The sequence below is a fragment of the Nitrosococcus halophilus Nc 4 genome, assembly GCF_000024725.1.
Taxonomy (GTDB): domain Bacteria; phylum Pseudomonadota; class Gammaproteobacteria; order Nitrosococcales; family Nitrosococcaceae; genus Nitrosococcus; species Nitrosococcus halophilus.
Genome location: NC_013960.1, coordinates 1,194,613 through 1,209,832, shown reverse-complemented (window position 1 = coordinate 1,209,832; position 15,220 = coordinate 1,194,613). Strand labels below are relative to the sequence as shown.

Below are 15,220 nucleotides of genomic sequence, written 5' to 3'. Positions count from 1 at the left end.
CACATGGGTAAGGATTCCCCAAATTGACAGATGAAGACTGTGCAACTTTTATTTTTAGACTAGCAAATGTTCAATTTGTCACGCTGTAAAGACAAAGCAGGCAAGCAATAGTATTTCCCTATGGCCACACCCCACGTTTTACAAACTTCTCCCTCCGCTCATCCAATTCCTGAGGATAAATTCGATCTTTTTCAATATGCGCAAATGCTCAGGTTTGGTGATGTCCATTTCCACCTCGACCCGGCTACGCAACTCCAAGCAATAGTCGCCATTCACAATACCCGCTTGGGACCGGCATTTGGCGGCTGCCGCTGTGTTCCCTATGCCTCCACCCACGACGCTATTCAAGATGCCATGCGGCTCGCCCAAGGAATGAGCTACAAAAATGCCCTGGCGCGTCTGCCCTATGGAGGAGGGAAAGCGGTACTTATCCGGCCACCGGAAATCCAGGACCGGGAGGCCTACTTCGAAGCCTTTGGCCAATTCGTGGAAAACCTAGGGGGACGTTACATCACCGCCGTCGACAGCGGCACGGCAGTAGCGGATATGGATTATGCGGCCCGGCGTACCCTCCATGTCCTGTGTACTTCAAGGCACCGGGGAGGCAGCGGTGATCCCTCGCCCCATACGGCACTCGGCGTTCGCCTCGGCATTCAAGCCGCGGTGACCCATAAACTCAAGCGTTCTGATTTGGAAGGTCTCCAAGTGGCCATCCAAGGCGCCGGCCACGTGGGCTATTATTTAGCTAAGGAACTCCATGCGCTAGGCGCACGCCTGAGTGTGTGCGATATCAATGAAAAAACGGTTCAGCGCTGTGGGGATGAATTTAATGCCCGGATAGTGCCCCCGGAAGCGATTTATGATTTACCTTGCCAAGTATTCGCCCCTTGCGCTTTAGGAGGGGTGATCAATGATCACACCCTGCCACGGCTGCAAGCCTCCATCATTGCCGGTGCAGCCAATAATCAATTGCTTCAATCCCGACATGGGAAAATCCTCCAGGAACAAGGAATTCTTTACGCTCCAGACTATGTGATTAATGCCGGCGGCGCCATCCGTGCTGTGATAGAAGAAGAAACGGAACTCAAAGCCAAGATAGAAAATATTTACCCCACCCTCATGGAGATCTTCCAACGGGCGGGCGATAGCCACCAAGCCACCAATGAGATTGCCGATCACATGGCGGAAGAAATCCTCTATGGACCCCCAGGAGAACCCACTATACTTATTGAATAAAACTTAAAAATACCGGATTTGTTCAAAGTGCCCATTGCCTTTTCGCTCCAGGGAACGGACAACGAAAACCGATGAGTCGTCTTGCACGTCGAACCCAAAAAAAAGGAGAGTGCCTTGGCTACTGTCGCCCATTTCGAAGTCCACTACACCCAGTACCTCAACGAAAAAGCCGAAATTCTCGACTCCCTGCCTCCCTTTGCCCAAGACTCTAAAAATCTGCTTCCCCTCTACCGGGCCATGGCCCTGACCCGCCTCTTTGACAAGAAGGCGGTATCATTACAACGCACGGGACAATTAGGAACCTATGCTTCTTCCCTGGGACAGGAGGCCATTTCCGTGGCCATCGGCCATGTCATGGTTCCCGAAGATACTCTCCTGACCAGTTACCGGGAATATGGGGCCCAATTGCAGCGAGGCGTCACCATGACCGAGCTGCTCCTTTATTGGGGGGGCGATGAGCGCGGCATGGCCTATCAGGGGTCCCGCCAAGACTTTCCTATTTCTGTTCCCGTTGCCAGCCAAATCCCCCATGCGGTGGGGGTAGGCTATGCCATAAAACTGCGGCGTGAACCCCGGGTGGCAGTGTGCGTACTGGGGGATGGGGCCACCTCTAAAGGGGATTTCTACGAAGCCATTAATGCGGCTGGGGTATGGAATTTACCGGTAGTATTTGTCATTAACAACAACTGCTGGGCCATCTCGGTCCCCCTGGAAGGTCAGACCCATGCCCAGACCTTAGCCCAAAAAGCCATTGCCGCCGGCATCCCCGGCGAGCAAGTCGATGGCAATGATGTGATTGCCCTCCAAGACCGCATCCACAATGGGGTGGAAAAAGCCCGTCGCGGCGAAGGACCGTGCCTGATTGAAGCCCTCACTTATCGGCTCTGCGATCACACCACCGCTGATGATGCCAGTCGCTACCGAGAACAAGCAGAGGTGGAAGCCCGTTGGGGCTTCGATCCCCTCCAACGGCTGCGGACCCATCTCACCCAAGTCGGCGCCTGGGACGAAACACAGGAACAGGCCCTCCAAACGGAACTTACCCAACAAGTTGAAGAAGCCGTCCAAAAATACTTGGGTACTCTTCCCCAAGCACCGGAAAGCATGTTTGATTATCTTTATGAGACCTTGCCCACCGCCCTGAGCGGACAGCGCCAGGCAGCCATTGCCAGGGGGAAAACCCATGCCTGAAATTACTTTAGTAGAGGCGGTCAACCTGGCAATGGCCCATGAAATGGGGGTCGATGACAACGTGGTGGTCCTGGGAGAGGATGTGGGGGTCAATGGCGGCGTATTCCGCGCTACGGTCGGCCTTCAAGCCCGTTTTGGCAAGGAGCGGGTGTTTGACACCCCCCTAGCCGAAGGACTCATTGCGGGAATGTCCATTGGCCTGGCGGCAGAGGGACTAAAGCCCATCGCCGAAATCCAATTTATGGGGTTTATTTATCCGATCATCGACCAAATCATCAACCATGCCTCCCGGCTCCGCAATCGCACCCGCGGGCGGCTGACCTGTCCGATGGTCCTCCGGGCCCCCTATGGCGGAGGTATCCATGCCCCAGAGCACCATTCCGAGAGCACCGAGGCCCTATTTGCCCATATTCCGGGACTGCGGGTTGTCATCCCCTCCTCGCCAACCCGCGCCTACGGCTTGCTCCTGGCCGCTATCCGGGATCCCGATCCGGTGATTTTCCTGGAGCCCAAACGGATTTACCGGCTAGTCAAACAGGACGTTGCCGACGATGGCGAGGCCCTACCCCTGGATGTGTGTTTTGTGCTGCGAGATGGCACCGATGTCACGCTCGTGGCCTGGGGCGCCATGATCCACGAAACCCTTGCTGCTGCCGAGAAGCTAGCCCAGGAGGGGATCAGCGCCGAAGTGATTGATGTGGCCACGTTGAAACCCCTCGACATGGAAACGATTTTGGAATCGGTCACCAAAACCGGGCGCTGCGTGATCGTCCATGAAGCGGCGCGCACCTGTGGGGTCGGTGCCGAAATTGCTGCCCAGTTGGCCGAACAGGGGCTGTTGAATCTGCTGGCGCCCGTCCAAAGGGTCACCGGCTATGACACCATCATGCCCCTATTTCGTCTGGAAAAACAGTATCTACCCGATACCGACTCTATCGTGGCCGCAGCAAAGAAAACATTGGAGTTCGCATGAACCGTATCTTTAAGCTTCCTGATTTGGGGGAAGGGTTGACCGACGCTGAAATCGTCGAATGGCACGTTAAAGTCGGCGATGAGGTCAAAATGGACCAACCCTTAGTGGCGGTGGAAACGGCCAAGGCCATCGTGGACATTCCGAGCCCTTACCAGGGCCGCATCGACAAGCTATATGGAGAATCCGGGGATATCATCCACGTGGATGATCCCCTGGTGGAATTCGAAACCGAAGGGGCCCAACCCCAACCGGAAAAGCGGGAGGATACGGGCACGGTCGTGGGCAAGGTGGAAACAGGCAAGGAGGTGGTCCAAGAAACCGCCACCCGAGTAGGGCAGGTTCCTTCAGGCATTAAGGCCACTCCTGCCGTGCGTGCCCTCGCCCACCGCCTGGACGTGGATCTCTCCATTGTCACCCCCACGGGTGCTGATGGCATGGTCACCGCCACAGACGTCCAGCGGGTAGCAAAGATACTGGCTGAGGTGGGTCCCCTGGAACCCTTGCGGGGAGTCCGCCGAACCATGGCTCGAGCCATGGCCACCGCCCATGCGGAAGTGGTCCCGGTCACCGTCAATGATGATGCGGATATCCAGGCCTGGAGCCCGGAGGAAGACATCACCCTGCGCCTTATCCGCGCCATTGTCACTGCCTGCCAAGCGGAACCCGCCCTTAATGCCTGGTATGACAGTCATGCCATCGGGCGGCGGATACTCAAGAAAATTGATCTCGGCATTGCCGTCGATACCCCCGATGGGCTTTTTGTACCGGTCCTGCGGGATGTGGGTAACCGTGAGCCGGCCAATCTTCGCCAAGGACTCGATGCCATCAAGCAGGCGGTGCGGGAGCGTAAACTCCCACCCGAAGAATTACGGGGCTATACCTTTACCCTCTCCAATTTCGGCACCTTTGGCGGACGCTACGCCGATCCCGTGGTAATACCGCCTACCGTCGCCATCCTAGGCGCGGGCCGTCTCCATGAGGCGGTGGTCCCCGTCAACGGCAAACCGGAAATACACCGCATTCTTCCTTTGTCATTAACCTTCGATCACCGCTCGGTCACCGGCGGTGAAGCCACCCGCTTTCTGATGGTGGCCATTCAGGACCTGGAAAAGGCCGAGTAAAGCATAGTGCCCAATAAACACCACGTAGGCCGGATTAAGCGCAGCGTATCCGGCAACAACAAAATACCTTGGCAATCATTGGGCAAGGGAGGCTTTTCGCGGACGGTCAAATCCCAGCGTTCTACTGCCTGTGTGACGATGTGTTGAAAAGCCTGCACCAGGATGAGGGCCGACAGCGCACAGGGTCAAATCAGGCAGCGTAATCATTCAGACAAACCACCTCCATTCCTTCGAATCGCCGCCAACGATGATCATTGGTTACCGCGCAGGTGGCACCATGCTCAAGGCCGGTTGCCAAAATGATGGCGTCAGGCGTTTTCAATCCGAGACGCGCGCGGAGCAGGCCCACCGCATGTAGGATAGGGCGGATTATGGGACAGAGCGTGAGGTTCGGGAATGCCTCCAGCAGGAGTTCGTATTCATCGGCGATATCCTCCCGCCCTTGGCGTAGAGGTTGGATTTTGATTTCCAACAGAGAGAGTTCGGAAGAGACGGCTCGACTGCGGCCGGAAGCCACTTGTTCCAAAACCTTTGTCGTTAACGGGGCGAATATCGGATGATCTTCGATATGATAGATCCAAACACAGCTGTCGAGAAGCAAGCATGAATGTTCCTGCAAAGCTGACTCAATCGTCCCAGGCATCCCGTTCCTTTTCCAGGTACTCCTTACCGTTCTCCTGGGGCCATACCTCTCGATGCAGACCACGCAGTTTAGCGACGAAATCCTCCGGACGCGGCACCATGACCAGATGATCTCCCCGGGCCAGAACCAGCAGTTGTTGCCCCGGTTTGAGTTTCAGCGCCTCCCTAGCGGTGCGGGGAATGACCACCTGATTTTTTGAACTCAAAGTTACGATGCAATTCGTCATGGCTATAGAGTAAAGCGTAAATGTATTTACGCTTTACTCTATGGTCGAGGGTCAATTTCGTCAAGCGGAAAATTAAACAGCAGCCGACAGCAAAACGATACCCTGTAGGCCAGAATAAGCGTAGCGTTTCTGGCAGTTACCCTGCTGGAAGCGACCCTAAGGCCTTATTGATGCGCGCCTTCCCTGGCGCGCCCCCTTCGGGCCTCCTGCGGAGGTCCCGATTCGCTCCCGGCGAATCGGTTCGGCCTACCTAGAGCTAATCAACAAATCCATAAACTCATCCACGGGCATGGCCGCCAGACGCTCTTGATCGGCAAAAAGATCCAAAATCATCTGACAGCGTTCTGAAGGAAAACGGCCGCGCAGACTGTTCTGAAATTTATCCAGCAGCAAGGGCAAGGCTTCGGTACGCCGCCGCCGGTGCCCTAAAGGATATTCCACCTCCACCCGGGAAGTAGCACTGCCATCCCTAAAAAAGACTTGGACCGCATTGGCAATGGCCCGTTTCTCAGGCTCTAAATAATCCTGGGTAAATTCCTTCTTCTCGGCAACTTCCATCTTCTCCCGCAAGGCGTCAATCCAGGGATCACGGGCCCGCTCATCTTCGTAATCATTCATGGTGATCCGGCCGTCCAGCAAAGCCACCGCCACCATGTATTGCAGGCAATGATCCCGGTCTGCAGGATTGTGGAGAGGACCGGTCTTATCGATGATTCGCACAGCCGGCTCCTGGGTTTCAATCACAATCCGCTCAATGTCCTGCCACCGGGGCATCACCTGGGGATGTAGTGCAATGGCTGCCTCGATGGCGGTCTGGGCATGGAACTCCGCCGGATAGGCCACCTTGAACAGGATATTCTCAACCACATAGCTATTCAAAGCCCGGGATAAGACAAAGGGCCTTCCCTTGAAGAGCACCTGGTAAAACCCCCAGCCGGGGGCCGTCAAGGCTGACGGGTAGCCCATTTCTCCCTGCAAGGCCATAAGGGCTAGGCGCACCCCCCGACTGGTGGCATCGCCGGCGGCCCAGCTCTTGCGGGAGCCGGTATTGGGGGCATGGCGATAGGTTCGCAAGGGCCCCCCATCCAACCAAGCATTGGAGAGGGCATTGATGACTTGCTCTCGGGTTCCCCCTAGCAAAGCAGTCGCCACCGCGGCGCTAGCGACCCGCACCAGCACCACATGATCCAGTCCCACCCGATTAAAGGCATTTTCCAAAGCCAGGACACCCTGGATTTCATAGGCCTTAATCAAAGCGGTTAATACCTGGCTCATCAACAGCGGCGGCCCTCCCTCTTTCTGCCGCCGCCGACTGAGATAATCGGCACTGGCCAGAATGGCGCCCAAATTGTCGGAGGGATGGCCCCATTCAGCGGCCAGCCAAGTGTCATTGAAATCCAGCCAGCGGATCATGCAACCGATATTGAAAGCGGCCTGCACCGGATCGAGGGCATGCACCGTTCCCGGCACCCGGGCGCCTTCGGGAAAAACGGCGCCGGGGACAATAGGACCCAGCAGCCGGGTACAGGCAGGATTATCAAGCGCAAGCAAAGCACACCCTAGGCTGTCCATTAAGCAATAATGGGCGGTCTCAAAGGCCTCAGGAGAGGTGATTTCCCCCTGGATCACGTAATCCGCAAGGGTCGTCAACACCTTATCCGGTGGCGGCCGCTGGGCTGAACGTCTGTCATTGATCATGGAAAGAGCTCTCTAACCGCGCTGATCAATAGGCACAAAGTCCCGGGGCTCGGGACCGATATACTCGGCCGTGGGGCGGATCAGCCTATTGTCGGCCCGCTGCTCCATAATATGGGCGGCCCAACCGGAAACTCGGGCGCACACAAAGAGGGGCGTATAAAGGTGAATGGGAATCCCCAAAAAGCGGTAAGCCGGCGCGACATAAAAGTCCAGGTTGGGAAACAATCCCTTTTCCCGCTTCATGACCGCTTCAATCTGCTCGGAAATAGGAAACAAACGATCGTCCCCTGCCCGTTCCGCCAGTTGCCGGCACCAATCCTTGATAATGGCATTCCTCGGGTCGGCTTCTTTGTATACCCGATGACCAAAACCCATGATTTTTTCTTTCCTGACGAGCGCCGTCAGGATCTCTTGCTCCACTTCATCCGGTCTTTGGAAACGATCGATGAGTGCCATCGCCGCCTCATTGGCCCCTCCGTGTAAAGACCCCCGCAGGGTGCCAATCGCCGCGGTGACAGCAGAATAAAAGTCAGAAAGAGTGGAGGCCGTCACCCGGGCGGCAAAAGTGGAAGCCGCAAACTCATGCTCGGCGTAAAGAATCAAAGAGACATCCAACACCCGCCGGGGAATTGCCTCTGGGGGTTCTCCGTGCAGCAGTTTCAAAAAATGTCCCGCCAAAGACTCCTCTTCCGTGTGGGTATCGATACGGGTACCCTGACGATGAAAGTGGTACCAATACAGCAGCAGGGAAGGAAACAGGGCTAACAAGCGATTAGCCATATCCCGTTGCTGCTCCAGATCGATTTCCGGCTCGAGGCAACCCAGGGCCGAACACCCGGTGCGCATCACATCCATGGGGTGACTATTGCCCGGCAGGGCCTCTAACACCGGTTTAAGTTCCTCGGGGAGGCGGCGCAGGGATTGCAGTTGCTCCCGGTATTCTCTAAGCTGGGCACTGCTGGGAAGCTGGCCGTAAATCAGCAAATAAGCAACTTCCTCAAAACTGGCCTGCTCAGCCAGCACCTCAATGGAATACCCCCGATAGGTCAACCCCTTGGCTTCTTTCCCTACCGTGCTAATGGCTGTCCGGCCGGCGGTGACGCCAGCTAGACCGCTACTGACCGTTTCTGGACTCATGATTTTTTCTCCTTTGACGGACGTGCATCCCGTTGGCGTTCATAATCATAGTACCCTAATATTTCATAAAGCTCTTCCCGGGTTTGCATCTGCTCAATTAAACTTTGCTGGGTCCCCTCCCGGCGCAGGGTCTGGTAGACTTGCAAGGCCGCCGCGCTCATAGCCCGGAAAGCGCTTAGGGGATACAACACCAACCGGACTCCCGCTTCCCCCAGTTCCTGGACGGTCAATAAAGGGGTACGTCCAAACTCGGTCATATTGGCCAGCACCGGAACTTTCACCGCTTGGGTAAAATGTCGATACTCCTCCAAGGAGCTTAAGGCTTCGGCAAAAATCATATCCGCCCCGGCCTCCACATAGCCCTGTGCTCGCGCCACCGCTGCCTCCAATCCCTCTAGGCTATAGGCATCGGTGCGAGCCATAATCACAAACTGTTCATCTCTGCGCCCCCTAACCGCCGCCGCCACCCGGGCCCTCATCTCCTCAATACTCACCAAGGTCTTACCTGGCCGATGGCCGCAGCGTTTACCCTGTTCTTGATCTTCTAGATGCAGTCCTGCAGCTCCAGCCCGACTCAAGGTCTCCACGGTATGGGCAATCATAAGGTCATCTCCCCAACCGGTATCGGCATCCACCAACAGGGGTAAATCGGTCACCGCCACGATACGGCGAACCTCTTCTACCACCTCAGTGAGGGTTGTCAGACCGAGATCCGGCAGGCCAAAGGATGCATTGGCCACCCCGGCTCCGGAAAGATAAAGGGCCCGGAAATCAGCCCGCTCGGCAAGCAGCGCCCCATAGGCATTGATGACCCCCACCACTTGCAAAGGCCGTTCCGCATTGACGGCAGCCCGTAAACGGACGCCAGGGCTGTTGTTTTCAGTCACAAGCTTTCTCGATGTCTAGGTTTTGCCGGATACGCCATGCTTAATCCGACCTACACGCCGTTTATCAGCACCCCCCTGGGCAGGCCCGGAAGGGCGCCCTAAGCCGTTTCCAGCAAGGTGTCTATTGCCCACAGAAATCAGTTAACGATGGTAACCGTCGCGTTAGCATAGTGAATAACCTTTCCGCTCACGCTGCCGAGCAACAGCGACTCGATCCGGGAAAGGCCACGTCGCCCCATGACGACCAAAGGTTCAGTCTGTTCACCCACGTAGCGGATAATTTCCTCGGCGGGATCGCCAAAGAGGATCTGCTCTTCCACTTCCCGTTGCTGATCGCCAATGGCTTGGTGGGCCTTATCGAAAGCCTTGCGGGCGGATTCTTTCTTAGTGTGATCGATATCTTCCCGGGACAGTTGGGACATCCCCATGATCTCACTGGGAGTTGCAGGAAACACATAGACAAACTTCATTTTCCGTCCCGTCACCTTGGATAGGTTATCGGCGAAGCGTGCCGCCCGTTGGGAACCCTCAGAACCGTCTACCGGAACGATGATGACTTTAAACTCAGCACTCATAGCGTCAATTCCTTCACTCAGATGTTCGAACTGATTTTTATCTCTAATGCAGCCTATCACTTACGCTAAAATAGCCTTTTAATCCTAATACTAGATACCATTAATAACCCCATTATCGCAAAAACAACAGGCCAGAAGGATAAACTCCCAGGGAAAATAAGTGATATAGCATATAATAAGGGAAAAATAATGCCATTAACCGTAATGGGAACCCCTTCGAAATCTTTTTGTTGAGAGATGTTATAACGAGCTAGGCGTAACATTCCACAAGTGACAAAAAAAAGCAGAATCGTGGTCACAAAAGCGCCAGGAAAATCCAACATGTAATATAAGAACACCGGCGCAACTCCAAAAGAAACCAGATCAGCCAAGGAATCAAGTTGCCTTCTGAAAGCATTTTTTTGCCCCATAAGTTCCGCCACTTTACCATCCAGGGTGTCTAAAGCAACCGCAACCAACAACAGTGATGCGCCCTCGGTAAAACCACCTTGGGCGAAGAAAAAAATCGACCACATCCCACTGCATAAGTTGGCCACTGTAAAAAGATGTGAAACACCTATTAAACTTATGATTCTCATATAAAAAATTATAATTCCCTGGGACTCTATTGCAACTTTCCCTGGTAAGACAGGCTTTCCCTCCTGGTTTGCAGATTGAACCACTCACCTTTTAAGGAATTCTGTGGAAAAATTTAAGTCCAATGGAGTAATTTTCCTCCGACACCACTGATTTCATCAGGCTTCTTTCTAATTTAAATCGAGGTATTCAACACTCCCATGGAGGAATTGGAAAAGCTCAGGATCCAACGTGTCCCGAAAACAAAGTCTCGCTTGGTCTCCAAGTCCCGTCGAAAAAAGTTGGCTTTACCAATTGGTTTACTCTTTGGGATTGTCCTCATTTATTTATTTTTTACTGGAACCTTTAGTTCTAGTGTTGAAGTGACGGTGGGAACTGTAGCGGTAAGCTATCCCGCTCGGGAATACACCCTCTTCAATGCTACAGGCTATGTGGTCCCCCAGACCAAGGCCGATATCGCCTCTAAGGCCACGGGCCGGTTAGAAGCCCTAGAAGTGGAGGAAGGCAGCCATGTCAAGAAAGGCGACATCGTTGCCCGACTGGAAAATCAAGATGTCCTGGCCGGCAAGGAACGGGCCAAAGCCAATGTCGCCGTTGCCCATGCCCAACTGGCGGAGGCCAAGGCCGAATTAAAGGATGCCACTGTCGCCCTGGCACGTGCCCAAAATCTCGTCAAAAAAAAATTCATCCCGCAAGAAACCTACGATACCGCCGTGGCGCGCCATGATAAAGCCATCGCCGCAGTCCAAAGCGCCGAGGCCAATATCTTGGCGGCCGAGGCGAGCTATGAAGAAGCCAAGGTCACGGTGGAATATACCCTCATCCGCGCCCCCTTTGACGGCGTTATTTTGAAAAAACACGCCGATCTGGGGGATGTGGTGGCGCCCTTCTCCTCCACGACCCAATCCAAGGGGGCAGTGGTCTCCATGGCGGATATGAACACCCTCCAAGTAGAAGCCGATGTCTCGGAGTCAAACTTGACCCAGGTCAGGGCCGGCCAACCCTGCGAGATCCAGCTGGATGCCCTCCCCGGCGAACGTTTCCGTGGTCGGGTCCATATGATTGTCCCCACCGTGGATCGAACCAAGGCCACGGTATTAGTGAAAGTCCGCTTCGTAGAGCTGGATGAGCGAATTTTGCCGGATATGAGCTCGCGCGTCTCCTTTCTCTCAAAAGAGTTATCCCCCCAGGAACAAAAACCCCATACCGTGGTGCAGGCCTCCGCCCTGGTGATGAAAGGGAATCAGCCCCATGTCTTCCGCGTTAACGATAACACGGCCCATAAAATACCGGTAACCTTGGGAAAACGGCTGGATGAGTTGGTCATTGTACAAAGGGGGCTTAATCAAGGCGATAAGGTGGTTCTCAATCCGCCAGACAAATTGAGGGAAGGTACCCCGGTAGAGTTGAGTCAAACCGACTAAGTTTATGAAAAACATGGTCGAAGTAAACAACGTCAGCAAATCCTACCAGCGGGGCAGTCAGATTATTCCCGTACTGGATGACATTAGCCTGATCATAGCGGAAGGTGAATTTATCGCCCTCATGGGGCCTTCCGGCTCGGGGAAAAGCACCCTGCTTAATTTAATTGCGGGTATTGACACCCCCGACCAGGGCAGACTGTTAGTCAACGACATTGACATCACCACCCTATCTGAGCGCTCGCTCGCCCAATGGCGAGCCGAGAATGTGGGATTTATTTTTCAATTTTACAATTTGATGCCCGTTCTGACCGCCTTTGAGAATGTAGAACTGCCATTGCTATTGACGGATTTATCTCGAAAAGAGCGGCGGGAACATGTGGAACTGGTGCTGGCCATTGTGGGTCTTCAAGATCGAATGGATCATTACCCTTCGCAGCTTTCCGGCGGTCAACAACAACGGGTGGCTATCGCCCGCGCGGTAGTCACCGATCCGACCATCATCGTCGCTGATGAGCCCACCGGGGATCTGGACCGTGTCGCTGCCCGAGAGGTGCTAAACCTTCTCCAACGGCTAAACCGAGAACTCCATAAAACCGTGATCATGGTCACCCATGACCAATTGGCCGCTGAGCGTGCCCATGTGATTAGGCATCTGGATAAGGGCGTATTGAATAATCAACCCCCTCCTGTCCCCTCCTGAAAGCCTATTCCAAGGTCCTACTAGGAAATGCGCTACTTAGTTCTTTTAATCGTTAGAAATGCTTTCCGCCAAAAACTTCGTACCATCTTAACCGTTACCGGAATCATTGTCGCTACAGTGGCCTTTGGTTTGCTGCGCACGGCGGTGGATGCTTGGTATGGCGGATCGGAGGCGACTTCAGCCACCCGTCTAATCACGCGAAATGCAATCTCCTTGGTTTTCCCCCTCCCCTTGAGCTACAGAAACAAGATCCAGCAAGTTGAAGGAGTCGTCGCCACCAGCTATTCCAATTGGTTTGGCGGTGTTTATATTAGCGAAAAGAATTTTTTCCCCCAATTCGCTATCGAACCCCGCAGCTATCTTAAGCTTTATCCTGAATATGTGCTTTCACCTCAGGAAAAAAGGGCTTTTTTTAAAGACCGACAAGGCGCCATCGCCGGCAGGAAACTGGCGGAAACCTATGGGTGGGAAATCGGTGATGTCATCCCGATTCGGGGCACCATCTACCCCGGCGACTGGAACTTTGTCCTTCGGGGGATTTATGAAGGGGCTAGCGAAAAGACTGACGAAACCCTCTTCTTTTTTCACTGGGAATATTTAAATGAAAGGTTGAAACAAGTTGGAGCCGAGCGAGCCGATCATGTGGGTATTTATGTCGTCGGCCTAGAAAACGCAAGCCAAGCCGCCGAGGTCTCACAAGCCATAGATGATCTTTTTGAAAACTCGTTGGCGGAAACCCTCACAGAAACGGAAAAAGCTTTTCAACTTGGATTTGTCGCCATGACCGAAGCCATCGTCATGGTCATTGAGGTGGTCTCTTTCGTCATCATCATCATTATTATGGCGGTCACGGCCAATACCATGGCAATGAGCGCCCGGGAACGGAAAAAGGAATATGCCACCCTCAAGGCTCTAGGTTTTCCAGGCAGCTTTATTGCCATGCTGATTTATGGGGAATCGGTGATAATTGCAATGGTCGGCGGTTTGCTGGGGCTGTTTTTCCTTTACCCTGCGGCAGATGTCTTCGCAAATAAAATCGGCACCTTCTTTCCGGTCTTCAAGGTCACCCAAGAAACTGCCTGGCTGGCAATAGGCATCGCCTTTTTGGTAGGGCTTGCCGCTGCGGCCATTCCCGCTTGGCGAGGGGCCACCATCCCGGTGACTGAAGGTTTTAGCGAAATCGGTTAGCCATGAATCTCCCCTACTCCTATATTCTCCGCAATCTTTGGACTCGTAAGCTCACGACGCTGCTGACAGCCATAGGGATGGCATTGGTCGTCTTTGTCTTCGCTACGGTACTGATGTTGTCCGAAGGATTGGAAAAAACCTTGGTGGCAACAGGGAGCCCCGACAACGTCATTGTTATTCGGCGCTCGGCTGAAACTGAGGTCCAAAGTGTTATCGATCGTGAGCAGGCAGCCATCATCGTCAGCCTCTCGAATCCCGCCTATGGTCCCGCGGGAAAACCGCTGGTCTCCAAGGAGTTGATGGTGCTGATGGTGCTCACCAAAAAAGACAGCGGAAAACCGGCCAATGTCACTGTCCGGGGTATTTCCGATACCGGCTTAGTGCTCCGCCCCCAAGTTCGTTTAACGCAAGGAAGAATGTTCCACCCCGGAGCACGGGAAATTATCGTGGGCAATAAGATATCCCAGGGTTTCACTGGTATTGGCATAGGAGAAAAACTTAATTTGGGATTGGGGGAATGGACCGTCACCGGCATTTTCGATGCCGGCAAAACAGGATTTGGCTCCGAAATTTGGGGGGATGTGGATCAACTCATGCAGGCCTTCAGGCGTAATGCTTATTCCTCCATCCTCTTCAAGCTGGTAGATCCCACCAACTTTGAGCAAACCCAATTCCGGATAGAAAATGATCAGCGGCTGACGGTAGAGGCTAAACGGGAAAGTCAATTCTATGCTGAACAATCAGAAATGATGTCCCGGTTTCTTGAAATCTTAGGGCTATCCTTAAGCGCAATTTTTTCTATCGGGGCAGTAATTGGCGCCATGATTACCATGTATGCTTCAGTGGCAAACCGTACCGCCGAAATCGGCACATTACGCGCTATCGGTTTCCCCCAACAAAGCATTTTACAAGCTTTCCTTTTGGAATCCCTCGCCCTGAGTTTTATGGGGGGTATCGTCGGCCTCGCCATCGCCTCGTTGACGCAGTTACTAACCATTTCCACCATGAATTGGCAAACCTTCTCCGAGCTGGCTTTTACCTTCACTTTAACCAAGGAGATTGCATGGCAATCGGTATTGTTTTCCCTATTGATGGGCCTGGTGGGAGGCTTTTTACCAGCTATTCGCGCCGCCCGGATGAATATTGTCGACGCCCTACGGACGGCTTAGTCATGCTTATATCACAAAATAGCGTACCCTATACCAATTCGCAAAAAACCCACTGCAATCTTACTGACTGTTGCCACACTTTGGTTGGCACAAGAAATGAAAGGGGTTAAATGCAAATTGGTATTCTTTACTCTTTCCCACTGCATGGGGAAAGTGTTGTTAAGGAGAACTGGAGTAACGAAAGACCTTGCTATAAGTAACGCTTTCGTGTTTTTTCTAAACCGCCTACGCGGCGGCGAACCTGCATGGGATAAATGCGTCAATCCGCTGTCATTTCTAAACCGCCTACGCGGCGGCGAACGGAAATTCAAATAGATATCTTTTGATACCCCTTTTCTAAACCGCCTACGCGGCGGCGAACGATCTGAAAAATTAGAAATAATGAATTCAGGAGTTTCTAAACCGCCTACGCGGCGGCGAACCTAGAGATGGAATAGTTATTGGCAATCTTTTATTTCTAAACCGCCTACGCGGCG

General features: G+C 53.6%; 15 protein-coding genes and 1 CRISPR repeat array (1 of these 16 cut by a window edge). Of the genes, 8 read left to right on the top strand and 7 right to left on the bottom strand.

Going from position 1 to position 15,220, the window contains the following annotated elements; genetic code table 11:
- Positions 1 to 120 precede the first annotated feature (120 nt).
- The 4 genes from NHAL_RS05985 (at position 121) to NHAL_RS05970 (ending at position 4,521) form a co-directional block, all read left to right on the top strand.
- The gene (locus NHAL_RS05985) at positions 121 to 1,236 is read left to right on the top strand and encodes a Leu/Phe/Val dehydrogenase (protein ID WP_013032267.1); all 1,116 of its coding nucleotides are present in this window, start codon (positions 121 to 123) and stop codon (positions 1,234 to 1,236) included.
- Positions 1,237 to 1,350: 114 nt separating this feature from the next.
- Positions 1,351 to 2,427 (top strand): pyruvate dehydrogenase (acetyl-transferring) E1 component subunit alpha, encoded by a 1,077-nt coding sequence (gene pdhA, locus NHAL_RS05980; protein WP_013032266.1) that lies wholly within the window; start codon positions 1,351 to 1,353, stop codon positions 2,425 to 2,427.
- Entirely contained in the window at positions 2,420 to 3,400 is a 981-nt protein-coding gene (locus NHAL_RS05975) for an alpha-ketoacid dehydrogenase subunit beta (protein ID WP_013032265.1), read from the top strand. Before pdhA ends, NHAL_RS05975 begins: the two co-directional genes overlap by 8 nt.
- On the top strand, positions 3,397 to 4,521 hold the full coding sequence (locus tag NHAL_RS05970; RefSeq protein WP_013032264.1) for a dihydrolipoamide acetyltransferase family protein: 1,125 nt from the start codon (positions 3,397 to 3,399) through the stop codon (positions 4,519 to 4,521). The genes NHAL_RS05975 and NHAL_RS05970 overlap by 4 nt, the downstream gene beginning before the upstream one ends.
- A gap of 190 nt (positions 4,522 to 4,711) precedes the next feature.
- On the opposite strand, the gene NHAL_RS05965 is transcribed toward NHAL_RS05970, so the two are convergent.
- From NHAL_RS05965 to pssA, 7 genes are all read right to left on the bottom strand, one after another.
- Positions 4,712 to 5,164, bottom strand: coding sequence for a type II toxin-antitoxin system VapC family toxin (locus NHAL_RS05965; RefSeq protein WP_013032263.1), 453 nt, complete (start codon positions 5,162 to 5,164; stop codon positions 4,712 to 4,714).
- Positions 5,148 to 5,369 (bottom strand): AbrB/MazE/SpoVT family DNA-binding domain-containing protein, encoded by a 222-nt coding sequence (locus NHAL_RS05960; protein WP_238985452.1) that lies wholly within the window; start codon positions 5,367 to 5,369, stop codon positions 5,148 to 5,150. The genes NHAL_RS05965 and NHAL_RS05960 overlap by 17 nt, the downstream gene beginning before the upstream one ends.
- Before the next feature lie 267 nt (positions 5,370 to 5,636).
- Positions 5,637 to 7,088 (bottom strand): bifunctional 2-methylcitrate dehydratase/aconitate hydratase, encoded by a 1,452-nt coding sequence (locus NHAL_RS05955; RefSeq protein ID WP_013032261.1) that lies wholly within the window; start codon positions 7,086 to 7,088, stop codon positions 5,637 to 5,639.
- Between the two features lie 12 nt (positions 7,089 to 7,100).
- Positions 7,101 to 8,225 (bottom strand): bifunctional 2-methylcitrate synthase/citrate synthase, encoded by a 1,125-nt coding sequence (gene prpC, locus NHAL_RS05950; protein ID WP_013032260.1) that lies wholly within the window; start codon positions 8,223 to 8,225, stop codon positions 7,101 to 7,103.
- Complete coding sequence (gene prpB / locus NHAL_RS05945) at positions 8,222 to 9,112, bottom strand: methylisocitrate lyase (protein WP_013032259.1); 891 nt, start codon at positions 9,110 to 9,112, stop codon at positions 8,222 to 8,224. Before prpB ends, prpC begins: the two co-directional genes overlap by 4 nt.
- A 137-nt stretch (positions 9,113 to 9,249) precedes the next feature.
- A complete protein-coding gene (locus NHAL_RS05940) occupies positions 9,250 to 9,687 on the bottom strand; it encodes a universal stress protein (RefSeq protein ID WP_013032258.1) in 438 nt (145 codons plus the stop codon).
- A 65-nt stretch (positions 9,688 to 9,752) separates the two neighbouring features.
- The gene (gene pssA, locus NHAL_RS05935; RefSeq protein ID WP_013032257.1) at positions 9,753 to 10,265 is read right to left on the bottom strand and encodes a CDP-diacylglycerol--serine O-phosphatidyltransferase; all 513 of its coding nucleotides are present in this window, start codon (positions 10,263 to 10,265) and stop codon (positions 9,753 to 9,755) included.
- Positions 10,266 to 10,544: 279 nt separating this feature from the next.
- Between pssA and NHAL_RS05930 the strand changes: the two genes are divergently transcribed.
- The 4 genes from NHAL_RS05930 to NHAL_RS05915 are packed head-to-tail and all read left to right on the top strand — an operon-like array spanning position 10,545 to position 14,744.
- Positions 10,545 to 11,687, top strand: a complete 1,143-nt coding sequence (locus tag NHAL_RS05930) for an efflux RND transporter periplasmic adaptor subunit (protein ID WP_238985451.1) — start codon at positions 10,545 to 10,547, stop codon at positions 11,685 to 11,687.
- Between the two features lie 4 nt (positions 11,688 to 11,691).
- Positions 11,692 to 12,387: an ABC transporter ATP-binding protein gene (locus NHAL_RS05925; RefSeq protein ID WP_013032255.1), complete on the top strand. Its 696-nt coding sequence runs from the start codon at positions 11,692 to 11,694 to the stop codon at positions 12,385 to 12,387.
- Positions 12,388 to 12,414: 27 nt separating this feature from the next.
- Positions 12,415 to 13,575 carry an ABC transporter permease gene (locus tag NHAL_RS05920; protein WP_013032254.1) on the top strand — a complete coding sequence of 387 codons (1,161 nt, stop codon included), beginning with the start codon at positions 12,415 to 12,417 and terminating at the stop codon, positions 13,573 to 13,575.
- 2 nt (positions 13,576 to 13,577) lie between these two features.
- Positions 13,578 to 14,744, top strand: a complete 1,167-nt coding sequence (locus NHAL_RS05915; RefSeq protein ID WP_013032253.1) for an ABC transporter permease — start codon at positions 13,578 to 13,580, stop codon at positions 14,742 to 14,744.
- 213 nt (positions 14,745 to 14,957) lie between these two features.
- Positions 14,958 to 15,220: a CRISPR direct-repeat array (repeat unit 28 nt; unit sequence TTTCTAAACCGCCTACGCGGCGGCGAAC); it runs 1,629 nt beyond the window's last position.

Excerpts from the sequence above, each read along its gene's own strand:
- pssA (WP_013032257.1), bottom strand. The coding sequence starts at position 10,265 with ATGAGAATCATAAGTTTAATAGGTGTTTCACATCTTTTTACAGTGGCC.
- NHAL_RS05975 (WP_013032265.1), top strand. The coding sequence starts at position 2,420 with ATGCCTGAAATTACTTTAGTAGAGGCGGTCAACCTGGCAATGGCCCAT.
- NHAL_RS05970 (WP_013032264.1), top strand. The coding sequence starts at position 3,397 with ATGAACCGTATCTTTAAGCTTCCTGATTTGGGGGAAGGGTTGACCGAC.
- NHAL_RS05925 (WP_013032255.1), top strand. The coding sequence starts at position 11,692 with ATGAAAAACATGGTCGAAGTAAACAACGTCAGCAAATCCTACCAGCGG.
- NHAL_RS05915 (WP_013032253.1), top strand. The coding sequence starts at position 13,578 with ATGAATCTCCCCTACTCCTATATTCTCCGCAATCTTTGGACTCGTAAG.
- NHAL_RS05955 (WP_013032261.1), bottom strand. The coding sequence starts at position 7,088 with ATGATCAATGACAGACGTTCAGCCCAGCGGCCGCCACCGGATAAGGTG.
- prpC (WP_013032260.1), bottom strand. The coding sequence starts at position 8,225 with ATGAGTCCAGAAACGGTCAGTAGCGGTCTAGCTGGCGTCACCGCCGGC.
- NHAL_RS05920 (WP_013032254.1), top strand. The coding sequence starts at position 12,415 with ATGCGCTACTTAGTTCTTTTAATCGTTAGAAATGCTTTCCGCCAAAAA.
- NHAL_RS05940 (WP_013032258.1), bottom strand. The coding sequence starts at position 9,687 with ATGAGTGCTGAGTTTAAAGTCATCATCGTTCCGGTAGACGGTTCTGAG.
- NHAL_RS05965 (WP_013032263.1), bottom strand. The coding sequence starts at position 5,164 with ATGCCTGGGACGATTGAGTCAGCTTTGCAGGAACATTCATGCTTGCTT.
- NHAL_RS05985 (WP_013032267.1), top strand. The coding sequence starts at position 121 with ATGGCCACACCCCACGTTTTACAAACTTCTCCCTCCGCTCATCCAATT.